Genomic DNA, 13,674 nt, shown 5'->3' on the forward strand with positions numbered 1-13,674 from the left:
CTCCTTTTGGCGGTTCGTCCGCCGATGATTTAGCCGATGAGGCGAAGCCATACATAAAGACCGGTTAACGTAACGAACAAGACCGGAACGGTGAGCAGGATGCCTGTCCTGAAATAGGCTCCCCACGTGATTTTGATGCCCTTTTTGGAGAGAACGTGCAGCCAGAGCAGCGTCGCGAGCGAGCCGATCGGCGTCATTTTCGGCCCAAGGTCGGAGCCGATGACATTGGCGTAAACAAAAGCTTCCCGGAGCGTGCCCGAAGCGCCGGCGCCTTCGATGGCCAAAGCATTGATCATGACCGTCGGGAGGTTGTTCATGACCGAAGAGAGCGCGGCGGCAATGGCCCCGGCCCCGAGCGTGCCGGCAAACAAGCCTTGCTCGCCGGCCCAGGCGAACGCTTTGCCGAGCTCGTCGGTAAGTCCGACGTTGCGCAGTCCGTAGACGACGACATACATCCCGATCGAAAAAACGACAATTGCCCAGGGAGCGCCTTTTACCAGCTTCCACGCCTGAATTTCCCGGCTTCGCCTTGCCAGAAAAAGAAAGACGATCGCTGCGGCGCCTGCGACGAAAGAGACCGGCACGCGAATGAATTCGCTGGCCATATAGCCGGCAAGCAGCACGGCGAGCACGATCCAGGAGATACGGAAGAGGCGAACGTCCTTGATGGCGTCTTTGGGCGGCTTTACTTGCGAAAGGTCGTATCGCTTCGGAATGCTCTTCCGGTAAAAGAGAAACAGGACGGCAAGACTTGCGCCGATCGAGAACAAGGCGGGAACGATCATCCGGCTCGCATATTCCGCAAACCCGACGCCGAAAAAGTCCGCGGAGACGATGTTGACGAGATTGCTGACGACAAGCGGCAGGGAAGCGGTGTCCGAAATAAAGCCGCCGGCCATAATGAAAGGCAGAATCATTTTGTCGTCGAATTTCAGCGCCCGGACCATCGCCAGGACGATCGGCGTCAAAATGAGGGCGGCGCCGTCATTCGCGAAAAAGACGGCAACGAGCGCACCGAGCAGAATGACGTAAACGAACATCAAATTCCCGTTGCCTCGGGCGAACCGCGCCATATGGAGCGCCGCCCATTCGAAAAATCCGATTTCGTCCAAAACGAGCGAGATCAGGATGATGGCGACGAACGCCAGCGTCGCGTTCCAGACGATTCGGGTCACGTCCCAAACGTCGTCGAAGGTAACGACGCCGAACAGCAGGGCGATGACGGCGCCGACGGAGGCGGACCAACCGATGCTTAAACCTTTCGGCTGCCAAATGACAAAAACGAGCGTGACGAGAAAAATTGCAATCGCGACAATAAGCATGATTCCTCCGGCTTAACAGCAGTTATTGGATCCGGGATTCGGGATTTTCAAAGACGGGAGCTGCTTGATGAGATCGTGTAGATAAGGTTTTCCGTCCGCGTTCAAGGAATAATAAATCCACTGGCTCCGCCGGGTTTCGCTCACGATTCCGCCGGTCTTGAGTTTCTTCAGGTGCTGGCTGACGTTGGGCTGGGTCGTTTGCAAAAAGTCGACGATATCGCAAACGCACATTTCCCGCTCCTTCAGCAGGGCGACGATCGTCAGCCGGGTTTTATCGGCGAGAAGCTTGAGCGTGTCGGCCATATCCTCAATCGAGGGTCGAACGGCATTTTCCAACGGGTTCCCTCCTTTTTCGGTTTTGAAAGAAGATATTCGCCTTTCATTATATAATCAATTCATAATATTATCAATCACTTATAGAAAGGCATATTCGCAAAAGAATTGGAGAATACTATGTTTTAATAGTTTTGAATTTGCGCCGAAAGAAGGGGCATGATGAAGCATAGAGGCTTGTTCGTCCTTACTCTATTCTTGTTCGCCGTTGCCGGGATCGGACTCGCCGGTTTGTTCGGGACCGATTCGGGAGAAGGAGACCGGAACGAACAAAGCGGCGGAAGCGAAGCGGCCGGGGAAGGCGATGGCGAAATCGTCGTCGTCGATTCGGTTCGCTATTTGATTTTGGACGATCGGTCCGTGCATTTGTTTACTTATTCCGCAGCCGCAGCGGAGCTGTTCGCGGATGCGCTTAACCGCTTCAAGGCTGCCGCCGATCCCGGCGTCAACGTTTACTGTCTGCTTGCCCCTACGTCCGCGGAATTCGTAGAGAGCCGTAAATACAGGGAAATGTCCGATTCGCAGAAAGCCGCGTTTGCCCGCGTCGACGGGATGCTGGATCCGGGCATTGTCCGAATAGACGCATACGGCGCTTTGGAGAAGCATCGCGACGATTATTTGTATTTTCGCACGGACCATCACTGGACGGCTTTGGGCGCTTATTACGCCTATGATCGGTTTATGCAGGCGATCGATGACGAGCCGGTCGCTCTCGAAGAGTATGCGGCGGGAGTGATCGAAGGCTTTCTGGGCAGCGACTTCAAGGCGACGTCCAGCGAGAAATTGAAGGCGAACCCGGATGCGATCTCCTATTACGCGCCGTTGCGGGAATACGTTTATACCGCTTATTCGACGAAGGATCAGCCGCTGGACCGCCGGGTCGTCGATCCCAAGTATGCCGGCGAGGAGGCCGGCTTTTATGCGGTTTTTCTCGGAGGAGATTTCCCTTGGGGGAAAATCGAAACCGGCAACCGGAACGGCAAGCGGATCGTTGTCGTCAAAGACTCGTACGCCAACGCGTTCATCCCGTTTTTGCTCCCGCATTTCGAAACCGTTTATTATATCGATCCCCGAACGTTCAAGGGAAATTTGAACGACTTCGCGAAGGAACGGGAAATCACCGACGTGCTGTTTCTCTACAGTTCGACCGCGGCGAGAACAACGAGCGTCGGAAGCTTTTTGAACGCGATCCAGGAACATTAACGACCCGCGGTTTGCCCGCGGCGGCTTCGATTGCGGAGGTTGATGTTCAGGTGTATAATGGACAATGTTAGTCCATAATAGCGCTGAATGTCGTCATGGTGGAATGAGGGGGCTTTACGCATGCAATTTTCCAAAAGCACGGGCTACGCGCTGCACGCCCTGATTTATTTGGCCTATGCGGAACGCGGCCGCAATGTGGGGATCAAGGAATTGGCGGCAGCTCTCGACGTCTCGGAAAGCTACCTGTCCAAAATCATGTCCAAGCTGCGGCAGGACGGGATCGTGCGTGCCGTGACGGGGGCGAGCGGAGGCTATGAGCTGGCGAAGGCCGCGGACCGAATAACCTTTCTCGAGGTCGTTCAAGTGATCGAAGGCCGGCAGCAGCTGTTCGAATGCCTGAACGCGCATGCGCATCGCCATCCGGCGGATGTCGAGGACGATGCCGAAGCGGCGGAAGCCGGCATTCCGGACAAGCCGTTCGGCGAGGGCTGTCTCGTCAAGAAGGTTATGAACGGGGCGGAGCGGGAAATGAACGAATATTTGCGGCGCCACACCATTCAATGGGTGCTCGATTCGGCGGCCCCCCATTTCGTTCACGCGGCAAACAAGAAGGCGTGACCTTCTTGCGCGCTAATTATGGACATTAAAGATCCAGGAGGATGATTAAAATGGAAACCATGTTCGATACGGCGATTATCGGCGGCGGACCCGCCGGATTAAGCGCGGCGCTCGTGCTGGGCAGAGCGAGGAAAAACGTTCTGGTTTTGGACGAAGGACGACCGAGAAACCGGGTAACGGGCGAAATCCACGGTTTTCTTACCCGGGACGGCACCCGGCCGGCCGAGTTTCGGCGGATTGCGAGAGAGCAGATCGCCGCTTATCCGTCCGTGCGATTCATGGATGACGCGGCAGTCGAAGTGACGGGAACAAACGGCCGCTTTCGCATCGCGACTGCCGGAGGGGCGACGATCGAAAGCAAAAAGCTGCTGTTCGCGACAGGAAAGAAGGATTTGCCTTTGGACATTGAAGGGCTTTCCGACATCTACGGCAAAAGCGCCTTCGTTTGCCCTTACTGCGACGGCTGGGAACTGCGGGATAAACCGCTCGTCTTCATTGCCAAGGGAGCCGGGGCCATGCATTTTGCCAAAACGATAACCGGATGGACGAGCAGCCGAACGCTTTGCACGAACGGGCCCGACGAACTGACGGAGGAGCAGCGCGAGGAGCTGAAGCGGCACGATGTCGCCGTATTCGACTCGCCGATCCGGAGGATCGAATCGGTCGACGGCTTCGTGCGACAGGTCGTTCTGGAGGACGGCTCGGCGGTTCCGTGCGCCGGCATTTTCTTCGCGCCGAAGCTGGCCGCCGGATCGGACCTGCCGCGAGCGCTCGGCTGCGACGTGACGGAAACGGGCAGCGTCGTCGTCGACGGCTTCGGCAAAACGAGCGTGCCGGGCGTCTACAGCGCCGGCGACGCGGCAACGGAGCTGTATCAGGCCATTATGGCCGCCTCGATGGGGATGCTGGCTGCCGCCGGCATAAACGGAGAGCTGCTGGAGGAAGCATGGAACGGCAAAGGCTGACGCGCTGCGAGATAGACGAGCTTAATCGAACCATTTTTTCCGGCGGAACCAGCCGTACATCCCGAAGCCGATCCCGAACATGACGGCCAGGATGGCGAAGTAGCCCCAGCGCCACCTCAATTCGGGCATGAAGTCGAAATTCATGCCGTAAATGCCGGCGATGAACGTCAGCGGCATGAAGATCGTCGTAATGACCGTCAGCGTCTTCATGATCGTATTCATCCGGTTCGAATTGACCGACAGGTAGCTGTCCCGCATGTCGGCAGTCATGTCGCGGTTCGACTCGATCATCTCGGAAAGCTTCAGCAGGTGATCGTAAATATCGGCAAAGTACGCTTGCTGTTCCTTGAGGCCGGGAATCCGGTCGGAATTGATGATCCGGTACAGCAGATCGCGCATCGGCACGATCGTGCGGCGCAGTTTCAGCAGCTTGGCCCGGATTTCGAAAACGTCGTTCATCAGCCTCTGAATATTCCGTGCGCTGCCGTTAGTCTCGATCTCCAGGAGATCGTCCTCGATATGATGGACGGCGGGAAAATACTGGTCGACCAGCTTGTCGATCAACAGATACATCGCGTAAATCGGGCCCTTCGGCTGCAAGTCGCGCTGCTCGGTCATCCGCTGCCAGGCAAGATCAGCCTCGACGTGCGTTTTCATATGGAACGTAACGAGAAAGTTTTCGCCAACGAACATGTCGACTTCCTGTGCCTTTAATTTCGGTTCTTCGAGGGCGTGCAGGACGAAAAAATGAACGTCGTCGTAGTGATCCAGCTTCGGCCTTTGGAGGATGTGATAACAATCCTCGATCGCGAGCGGATGAAAGCGGAAAAATCGCTCCAGCTCCAGGGCCTCTTCTTCCGTCGGCGCGTTGAAGTCGACCCAATACCATGAAATGTCGGGGCGGCGCAAATCCGCGAGCGGCAATCCGGCTTCGGATCGTTCGTCGGAAAAAACGGCAAAGGTTCGAATCACGGCAACCTTCCTTAGGAATCGATTTATTTTCAGTATGGCCTTGGGCCGCCGGGTTAAAAACGTTTCGCGCCGCCTGCGCCGCTTTTCGATTTGCCGGCATTGGACGTACGGCAACGAACGTGCGACAATAGAAGCGGCACTCGAAACCTAAGGAGGGTTACCACGATGAAAATCAAAATGCTTGGACGAAGCGGCTTGGCCGTGTCGGAGCTTTGCCTCGGGACGATGACGTTCGGAAATACGACGAGCGAAAGCGATTCGATTCGGATGATTCATCAGTTCAAGGATCAGGGCGGCAATTTTCTGGATACGGCGAACGTGTACGTGGCCGGACGCTCGGAGGAGATCGTGGGCAAGGCGATTAAAGACATGCGCTCGGAAATCGTGCTGGCAACGAAAGTCCGCATGGTGACGGCGGACCATCCGAACGGGGGCGGAGTCTCGCGCAAGCACATCCTGCAGAGCGTCGAAGAAAGCCTGCGGCGCCTTCAAACGGATTACATAGATTTGTATCAGGTTCACGTGTGGGATCATTTGACGCCGATCGAAGAGACGCTTCGCGCTCTCGACGACCTGGTGACGGCGGGCAAAGTCCGCTATATTGGCTGCTCCAACTTTTTCGCCTGGCAGTTGATGAAATCGCTCGCCTGCAGCGACGCCAACCGCTATGTCCGGTTCGTCTCCATTCAGCCGCAGTACAGCCTCGTAAGCCGCGAAATGGACAGGGAAATGATGTCGCTCTGCCTCGAAGAAAATGTCGGGGTCATCCCTTGGGCACCGCTGGGCGGCGGTTTTCTGACCGGACGCTATACGAGGGAAGAGCCGACAGCGGGGCGCTTGACGGCCAAAATCGGCGAAAGCTCGTGGGGCGTGCGGGCGACCGAACGCAATTTCGCCGTGCTGGAAGCCGTTCAAGCGGCTGCCAGGGAATTGGACAAGACCCCCGCGCAAGTCGCGCTCCGATGGCTGCTTCAGCGAAAAGGGATCACGTCGCCGATTTTCGGCGCCAGCACGCTGGAACAGTTCGCCGAAAACATGGGGGCCGCGGGGTGGACGATGCCGGATGACATCTGGAACCGGCTCGACGGGGCGAGCGCGCTTCCGTCCGAATACCCGAACCGCTTCATCGCCAAGTTTGCCCGGCCTTATGAATAAACGAATGTTTCGCGACGTTCGCGTCCAGAAGCTTCTCCATATGGGGGAGCTTTTTTCTTTCCCCGGTTCGGTCCGGCTTGCATTACTTGGAGTCGAAACGCAGCGTTTTGACGATATTCGGGACGTCCTTCTCGACCATGCGCACCAGCAGGCCGATCGGTCTTCCGTATTTTACGTAATCGTAGTCGTCCAACGTTTCGTTGAGAAATTCGCTCGGCAGCTCCCCCGGAACCGTGTAGGCAAAAATTCGGCCGTTTCGCTCGGCAAGGAAGAAAAAGGGCGAATCCTCATACCCCAGCTCGACCCATTGCTTTCGGGTCATCCGGAATACAAGCAAGCTTAGCGCTTCGCCGTACGTTTTTCCCTGATATTTGAAAAGAAAATGCACGGCGTATTCGGCGTCGGACAAACGGGTATCCCTTCTTAAGCTAATGTAATCCCTCCACCAGCCGGGAAGCCTGAGGCTGAATCCGTACTTCGGATCGCGGTATTCGAAGCTTTGCCCGATTCGGGCGGACGGCGTACGTCTCGGAAATCCGGCCGGACTTCGTTTTCCGACGAATTTTCCCACACAAACACACCCTTTAAACGTATTGTTCCAAACGGAATCCTTTTAGGGTATTCACCAAGAGGTTTGTGTGATTGTACGGACGCATTTCGCGCGATCCGGTTCAAACCCGCTTGTCGCGGAAAACCCGAATTTTATTGTCGCCCGTCACGGTGGCCAATTTGATTTGGCTTAAAGGCACGTGAAAAGAAGCGATCTGGGTTTGCAGCCAAGGAACGTCTTTCCCGATTTCGCGAAGCAGCGACAGGTCGATTTTCCCGTCGACGACGATCGGCCTTGTGATCTCGAACGGCTGCGTTTGGACTTTCATATCCGCCGGCGTGACCGGCTGGTACGGCGTATCCTTGAAAACGGATATCGTTCCGCCCGGCTCCCAAACGGCCAGGGACACTTTTTGAATGTCTTCCGCCTTTTCTTTTCTCAGTTCCGAAAACAAAAACTCGACGGAGATTCGCGCCTTGGACAGGTTCCGGAAGCGGATGTTCCCGTTTTGAACGAGCGTAAGAGGAGACGGGTCCAAAAACCGCTTGAACAACGGCCATTTGAGACCGAGCCAGGTTGCCGCGACATAGAGTACGATCAGGACGACGGTTGTGATCATCGATCCTTTCAGCTCCAACTCCTCGTCCGAAAGCGGGTGGGCGATAATGTTGCCTAGGGTAAGAGCGATGATGAAATCGAGAAATCGCAGCTGCGAAATGGAACGCTGCCCCATCGCTTTGGAAACAAGAAGCAAAAAAACGAAGCTGACGATGCCTCTCAAAACCCATTCCATGTTCGTGAGCGACGGCTGACTTTCGAAAAAATCCAACGCGTTCATCCCTCCGCCATCCATCCGAATTTTTTAGATTTAATTTCCCGCATTTTCCATCCTTTATACCGGAGGAAGGGTATAATAATGATGCGCTGGCAAACCCTACAAGGGGCAATGCCTTTATGAAACGAAGGAAAAAGGTGACACGATGAAGGAGAAAAAAGCCATGGTCGATGCCGGATGGCACTTCGATAACAGTTACGCGCGACTGCCGGAGCTCTTTTTTACGAGACAGGCACCGGATCCCGTTCGTTCGCCCAAGCTGGCCATTCTGAACCGGCCGCTGGCCGAGTCGCTGGGTCTGAACGCCCAAGCGCTCGAAAGCGATGAAGGCGTGGCCGTGCATGCCGGCAACCGGGTTCCCGAAGGCGCCATGCCTCTGGCTCAGGCTTACGCGGGACATCAGTTCGGGCATTTTAACATGCTGGGGGACGGCCGCGCCCTGCTGCTGGGCGAACAGATCGCCCCGCAAGGGGAGCGGTTCGACATCCAGCTCAAGGGCTCCGGGCGAACGCCGTACTCGCGCGGCGGCGACGGCAGAGCGGCGCTCGGCCCGATGCTGCGCGAATATATCATCAGCGAAGCGATGCACGCGCTGGGGATTCCGACCACGCGAAGCCTGGCGGTGGTGACGACGGGCGAGCCGGTCTACCGCGAAACCGAGCTTCCCGGAGCCGTCCCGACCCGGGTGGCCGCCAGCCATTTGCGCGTGGGCACCTTTCAATTCGCCGCGCAATTCGGAACCGCGGCGGAGCTTCGGGCGCTGGCCGACTATGCGCTTCAGAGGCATTACCCGGAAGTTGAAAACGAGGCGGAGGAAGCCGGAGAAAACCGCTATCTTTGCCTGCTGCGCAAGATGATCGGGCGGCAAGCCGACCTGATTGCCAAATGGCAGCTCGTCGGATTTATTCACGGAGTCATGAACACCGACAATATGGCCGTCAGCGGCGAAACGATAGACTACGGCCCTTGCGCCTTCATGGATGCTTACGATCCGGCGACGGTGTTCAGCTCGATCGACGTTCACGGCCGCTATGCGTACGGAAATCAGCCGCGCATCGCCGGATGGAACCTTGCGAGATTTGCCGAATCGCTCCTTCCGCTGCTGCACGACGACGAGGACGAAGCCGTCAAAATCGCCGAGGAGGCGCTGTCGCATTATTTCGAAACGTTTAAGCGCCATTGGCTTGCCGGAATGAGAGCGAAGCTGGGGATTTTTAACGAGGAGCCGCAAGACGAAGACCTTGTCGAAGACTTGCTCGGCATGATGCAAAAAAACGGGGCCGACTACACGAATACGTTCCTTTCGCTTACATTCGATCAAACGGAAAAATCGGCCTTGAGCAAAGACGCGGATTTCGCCCCGTGGCTGGAGCGGTGGAGGGAAAGGCTGGGCCGGCAGCCGGAATCGAAGGATGCCGCGCATCGGTTGATGCGCGAAAGCAACCCGGCCGTTATTCCGCGCAACCACCGGGTCGAAGAGGCGCTCGAAGCCGCGGCGGAGCGCGGAGATTACAGCGTCATGCAGCGGCTTCTGGACGCTCTTGCGGATCCGTTCGCGCACGCTCCCGAACAGGCGGAGTTTGGTTCGCCGCCCGAGCCGTCGAACGTGCCTTATCGGACGTTTTGCGGGACTTGAGCCGAAGCTGCGCCGACGTTTTTTCTTTGAGGGTTAATTCGGCACGGCTTCGCGCTCGTTTTCGGGCCGTTTCACCTGCAGGGGAGGCGGAACGAGCCAGCCTTTCTTTTTGCTGAGCCGGAGAATTTTCAACCCAAGCGCCGCTTTCGTGGCGTGGTACTTGGCGAACAGCGCCCCGACGTCCTCGCGGATGGACATGCCCATGATTTGGCTGCAGGCGACAAGGCCGGCCGCCGTGTCCGCGGCGAGCTTCGGGGCGATTTCCATATCGCCAAACCGGGCGCCGATCGGGATGTCTTCCAGCGCCGCCTCCGGCCGGTCGGGAAGTCCCGGGCTCGGGGCGATGCCGTTGGCGGTCAAAATACGGTCGCATTCGCTCGCTTCCAGCTCGGCCTGGTTGATCGCGTCGCCGATAATTTCTTTCAATTCCTTATCGCCGGCATGATAGCTCAGCGCCCGGTAAGACGAAACGCACCCTTTCGCCGCCATGGAGAATTGCCAAATTTGGTGCGCCTCTCCATAGTGCAACGGCTCGTCCTTCGGGTTGCCGCTTAAGATCCCCATCTGATTCGCTCCTCGTTTTTCTGATCGTTGAAGGGTTTCGCTGCCGAATCGAGCGCGTCGAACCGTTCACCCCATTTTTTTGTCCCAGTTTCATCGACGCTATGTGTGGAAAATGATACTTGCCCGAATTCGTCATAACCAAGCGTCATTCGGAAAAGGTAAACACAGTTTCCAACTACGCGAGGAGTGTTGACGATGTACTATTACAAAGAGGAATTGATCAACATCATCGTTCCCGATCATCCGGATCCGGCCGCGGCCAAAGTGCTGCAGGAAACGCTCGGCGGCCAGTTCGGCGAAATGCGGACGATGATGCAATATTTTTTCCAGAGCTCCAACTTCAGAGGGAAGGACAAAAAGTTCCGCGACTTGCTTCGGGGCGTGTTTCTTGAGGAAATCGCGCATGTCGAGCTCGTGCAGAATACGATCAACCAGCTGCTTACCGGATCGGGAAACCCCGTGCCGGGCGCTTCGGGTACGGATGGCGCGCCCCTTGACGAAGCGGTCAAGCACGCCAATCCCCACCATTTCATCATCGGAGCGCAAGCATCGCTTCCGGTCGACGCCAGCGGGTATCCGTGGAACGGATCCTGGGTTTACAGTCACGGAAATTTGATCGCCGACATGCTGAACAACGTCATTCTCGAGTCGACCGGAGTTCTCCAAAAAACGAGAATATACGAGATGAGCACGAACAAAACGTTCCGCGAAACGCTCGGTTTTCTCATCGTTCGCGACAACGCGCATCAGAACGTATTTGCCAAAGCGCTCGAAACGCTGGGGGTCGAGTGGGGGAACGTGTTCCCGATCCCGAATTACGATATTAACAAGTATCCCGAATGCCGCAAGTTCGTCGACCTCGGCTACCATAACGTCCAGTTCAACTACAGGTTGGACCCGACCCTGATCGCCCAAGTGATTCAAGGAGAAACGCCCAGCCGCAACGGCGGGAATATGGCGGTTACCGAACCGCCGGCCGGATTTCCCGTGCCGGAGCTGCCGGAAATGCCGAACGAGCACAGCCCGGGAATTCGCGATTTGAACCGATAAACGATACCGATCGGCTGCCGGTTTTCCGGCAGCTTTTCGATGGGGCCCGCCCGTGTCAATTTGAGCCGGAGTGTGGTACGATCGTACTGAATCCGGCAATGAACCGAACGAGGTGGCTCATGAACGAAGAGAGATGGAGGCAAGCCGAAACCGCCCTGGATTGCATGGAAGTGTTCAAGAACGGGGAGAACGATCCGGTCACGATCGAAGGCGAGTCCGACGACCTGCAGTGCATCGGGGTGGGAACCGATGCCGCCGTATTCGTCTATGAGCCTATGCCGACCTTTGCCTACAAGCTCTATGCGGCGGAGGCTTTGCCCAAAAAGCAAGCGGAGATCGAGGTGTATCGGGTCTTGGCCGGCAGCCCGTATTTTCCCGTCTTTTACGGGGCGGGAGAGCGTTACGTCGCGATCAGCCGCGAAAGCGGATTGACGCTGTACGACTGCTTGCTTTACGGAGTGCCGGTCCCCCGGCAGGCGATCGAGGACGTCGAAGCGGCGAGAGCGTTTGTTCGGGAGAAGGGCCTCAACCCGCGGGACATCCACTTGAAAAACGTGCTGCTCCAGGACGGCCGCGGCAAAGTGCTCGACGTATCCGAGTACGTCAAGGACGGAAACGACAAGCGATGGGAGCATCTCGTTTGGGCATATGACAACGTCTATCCGCTGCTGGAGGGAAAGAAGCTGCCGCTTTGGGTGCTGGAAGCGGTGAAAAACGGCTATTACCGCCTCGATCCGGCGAACGGAAACCTGCAGGATTTCGCGGAGCGGATCAAACGGTTGTTTTTGCGGAAATAATCCGTAAAAAATGGCGAAATGAGGTTTACCTCGCAGTCATTATTTGATATTATATTCGCAATATGAAATGCGATGAAGAGAAGAGTAGATAAGCGAAATCTTTCCCAGAGAGCTCCGGCAGCTGAAAAGGAGCAAAGAATCGTTTATTGAAGAAAGCCTCCGAGCAGCGCATCGGAACCCGAGAGCGGGGGATGGTGCGACAGGAGCTCCTGTTACAGAGCTAGGGTATAAGCATGGCGACGTTATGCCGTACCCGAAGAGGCCGATGCGGCGACGTATCGGCGAATCTGGGGTGGTACCGCGGGAAACCAATCTCGTCCCTGAGACCAATGTCTTGGGGGTGGGATTTTTTTATTGTTGCCAAGGAAATCGCGGCGCAAGTAACATACGGTATAGAAGAAGACATGGGAAATAAACCGGATTTCAGGAGGAATAGCATATGGGGGAAAAATTGAAGGTCGGAATTGTCGGAGGTACGGGCATGGTCGGCCAGCGGTTCGTCCAGCTCCTCGATCAGCACCCTTGGTTTGAAGTGGCGGCGATCGCGGCGAGCGCCGGCTCGGCGGGCAAAACGTACGAGGAATCCGTGCAGGGAAGATGGAAGCTGAGCACTCCGATCCCGGAAGACGTCAAAAAGATCGTCGTTCAGGACGCGTCGAAGGTGGAGGAGGTCGCCTCCGGGGTCGATTTTATTTTTTGCGCGGTCGATATGAAAAAGAATGAGATTCAGGCGCTCGAGGAAGCCTACGCCAAAACCGGGACGCCCGTCGTCTCCAACAACTCGGCTCACCGCTGGACGCCCGACGTGCCGATGGTCATTCCGGAAATCAATCCGGGACACCTCGACGTCATTGCCGCCCAAAGAAGGCGGCTCGGCACTTCGACCGGCTTTATCGCCGTCAAGCCGAACTGCTCCATTCAAAGCTATGTGCCGGCCCTTCACGCGCTGCTCGATTACAAGCCGACGAAAGTGGTCGCCACGACGTACCAGGCGATTTCCGGAGCCGGCAAAAACTTTGCCGACTGGCCGGAAATGCTGGACAATGTCATCCCGTATATCGGCGGCGAAGAAGAGAAAAGCGAACAGGAGCCGCTGCGCATCTGGGGAAGCGTGAACGGCGGGGAAATCGTCAAGGCGAACTCGCCGCTCATTACGACGCAATGCATCCGCGTCCCGGTCACGGACGGGCACATGGCCGCCGTCTTCGTTTCGTTCGAGAACAAGCCTTCGAAGGAAGACATTCTCGCGCGCTGGCGACAGTTCAAAGGACGGCCGCAGGAGCTGGGGCTGCCCAGCGCCCCGAAGCAGTTCATCACGTATTTCGAGGAAGAGAACCGGCCGCAAACGAAGCTCGATCGCGACATCGAGCGCGGCATGGGCGTTTCGACGGGCCGGTTGCGCGAGGATTCCATCTACGATTACAAATTCGTAGGCCTCTCGCACAATACGCTGCGCGGCGCGGCCGGCGGCGCGGTTCTGATCGCCGAGCTGCTGAAGGCGGAAGGCTATATTCAGGCGAAATAAACCGCATTATTGAAAGGCGCGTAAAGCGCCAAAAATCCCGAGCCGCATCTTGCGTTCGGGATTTTTTGAACTTTCTCAGCTACGCAAAAGCAAGAAAGTATCGCGAAATAACGGGTTTTCATTGACAATATCCACCGCAGCCCGCCATG

General features: G+C 56.6%; 14 protein-coding genes and 1 other annotated feature. Of the genes, 8 read left to right on the forward strand and 6 right to left on the reverse strand.

Annotated features, from left to right (window positions below):
* Window positions 1-29 precede the first annotated feature (29 nt).
* Together B7E11_RS23095 and B7E11_RS23100 are read right to left on the reverse strand one after the other, a co-directional pair.
* Window positions 30-1,322, reverse strand: coding sequence for an arsenic transporter (locus B7E11_RS23095; RefSeq protein ID WP_080839265.1), 1,293 nt, complete (start codon window positions 1,320-1,322; stop codon window positions 30-32).
* Between the two features lie 12 nt (window positions 1,323-1,334).
* Window positions 1,335-1,625, reverse strand: coding sequence for an ArsR/SmtB family transcription factor (locus B7E11_RS23100; RefSeq protein ID WP_080840952.1), 291 nt, complete (start codon window positions 1,623-1,625; stop codon window positions 1,335-1,337).
* A gap of 189 nt (window positions 1,626-1,814) precedes the next feature.
* Between B7E11_RS23100 and B7E11_RS23105 the strand changes: the two genes are divergently transcribed.
* From B7E11_RS23105 to B7E11_RS23115, 3 genes are all read left to right on the forward strand, one after another.
* Window positions 1,815-2,858 carry a DHHW family protein gene (locus B7E11_RS23105; RefSeq protein WP_080839267.1) on the forward strand — a complete coding sequence of 348 codons (1,044 nt, stop codon included), beginning with the start codon at window positions 1,815-1,817 and terminating at the stop codon, window positions 2,856-2,858.
* A gap of 120 nt (window positions 2,859-2,978) precedes the next feature.
* Window positions 2,979-3,476: an RrF2 family transcriptional regulator gene (locus B7E11_RS23110; RefSeq protein ID WP_080839270.1), complete on the forward strand. Its 498-nt coding sequence runs from the start codon at window positions 2,979-2,981 to the stop codon at window positions 3,474-3,476.
* Between the two features lie 50 nt (window positions 3,477-3,526).
* Window positions 3,527-4,441 (forward strand): NAD(P)/FAD-dependent oxidoreductase, encoded by a 915-nt coding sequence (locus B7E11_RS23115; protein ID WP_080839271.1) that lies wholly within the window; start codon window positions 3,527-3,529, stop codon window positions 4,439-4,441.
* Window positions 4,442-4,462: 21 nt separating this feature from the next.
* On the opposite strand, the gene corA is transcribed toward B7E11_RS23115, so the two are convergent.
* Window positions 4,463-5,413 (reverse strand): magnesium/cobalt transporter CorA, encoded by a 951-nt coding sequence (gene corA / locus B7E11_RS23120; protein WP_080839273.1) that lies wholly within the window; start codon window positions 5,411-5,413, stop codon window positions 4,463-4,465.
* 165 nt (window positions 5,414-5,578) lie between these two features.
* Between corA and B7E11_RS23125 the strand changes: the two genes are divergently transcribed.
* Window positions 5,579-6,568, forward strand: coding sequence for an aldo/keto reductase (locus B7E11_RS23125; RefSeq protein ID WP_080839275.1), 990 nt, complete (start codon window positions 5,579-5,581; stop codon window positions 6,566-6,568).
* 82 nt (window positions 6,569-6,650) lie between these two features.
* Here B7E11_RS23125 and B7E11_RS23130 read toward each other — a convergent pair whose 3' ends face one another.
* The gene (locus tag B7E11_RS23130; RefSeq protein WP_080839277.1) at window positions 6,651-7,139 is read right to left on the reverse strand and encodes a hypothetical protein; all 489 of its coding nucleotides are present in this window, start codon (window positions 7,137-7,139) and stop codon (window positions 6,651-6,653) included.
* A gap of 100 nt (window positions 7,140-7,239) precedes the next feature.
* Window positions 7,240-7,947, reverse strand: a complete 708-nt coding sequence (locus B7E11_RS23135; protein WP_080840955.1) for a DUF421 domain-containing protein — start codon at window positions 7,945-7,947, stop codon at window positions 7,240-7,242.
* A gap of 151 nt (window positions 7,948-8,098) precedes the next feature.
* On the opposite strand from B7E11_RS23135, the gene B7E11_RS23140 reads away from it, so the two are divergent.
* Window positions 8,099-9,589 carry a protein adenylyltransferase SelO gene (locus B7E11_RS23140; protein ID WP_080839279.1) on the forward strand — a complete coding sequence of 497 codons (1,491 nt, stop codon included), beginning with the start codon at window positions 8,099-8,101 and terminating at the stop codon, window positions 9,587-9,589.
* Window positions 9,590-9,622: 33 nt separating this feature from the next.
* Here B7E11_RS23140 and B7E11_RS23145 read toward each other — a convergent pair whose 3' ends face one another.
* Window positions 9,623-10,153 carry a DUF3231 family protein gene (locus tag B7E11_RS23145; RefSeq protein ID WP_080839281.1) on the reverse strand — a complete coding sequence of 177 codons (531 nt, stop codon included), beginning with the start codon at window positions 10,151-10,153 and terminating at the stop codon, window positions 9,623-9,625.
* A 195-nt stretch (window positions 10,154-10,348) separates the two neighbouring features.
* Here B7E11_RS23145 and B7E11_RS23150 point away from each other — a divergent pair, with 195 nt between their 5' ends.
* From B7E11_RS23150 to asd, 3 genes are all read left to right on the forward strand, one after another.
* Window positions 10,349-11,203 (forward strand): manganese catalase family protein, encoded by an 855-nt coding sequence (locus B7E11_RS23150; protein WP_080839282.1) that lies wholly within the window; start codon window positions 10,349-10,351, stop codon window positions 11,201-11,203.
* Between the two features lie 119 nt (window positions 11,204-11,322).
* The gene (locus B7E11_RS23155) at window positions 11,323-12,000 is read left to right on the forward strand and encodes a serine/threonine protein kinase (protein ID WP_080839284.1); all 678 of its coding nucleotides are present in this window, start codon (window positions 11,323-11,325) and stop codon (window positions 11,998-12,000) included.
* Between the two features lie 63 nt (window positions 12,001-12,063).
* Window positions 12,064-12,325 (forward strand) — a binding site (T-box leader).
* Between the two features lie 114 nt (window positions 12,326-12,439).
* Window positions 12,440-13,525: an aspartate-semialdehyde dehydrogenase gene (gene asd / locus B7E11_RS23160; RefSeq protein WP_080839286.1), complete on the forward strand. Its 1,086-nt coding sequence runs from the start codon at window positions 12,440-12,442 to the stop codon at window positions 13,523-13,525.
* The last annotated feature ends 149 nt before the right edge of the window (window positions 13,526-13,674 follow it).

Source organism: Cohnella massiliensis, assembly GCF_900169535.1.
In the GTDB taxonomy this organism is placed as follows: domain Bacteria; phylum Bacillota; class Bacilli; order Paenibacillales; family Paenibacillaceae; genus Cohnella; species Cohnella algarum.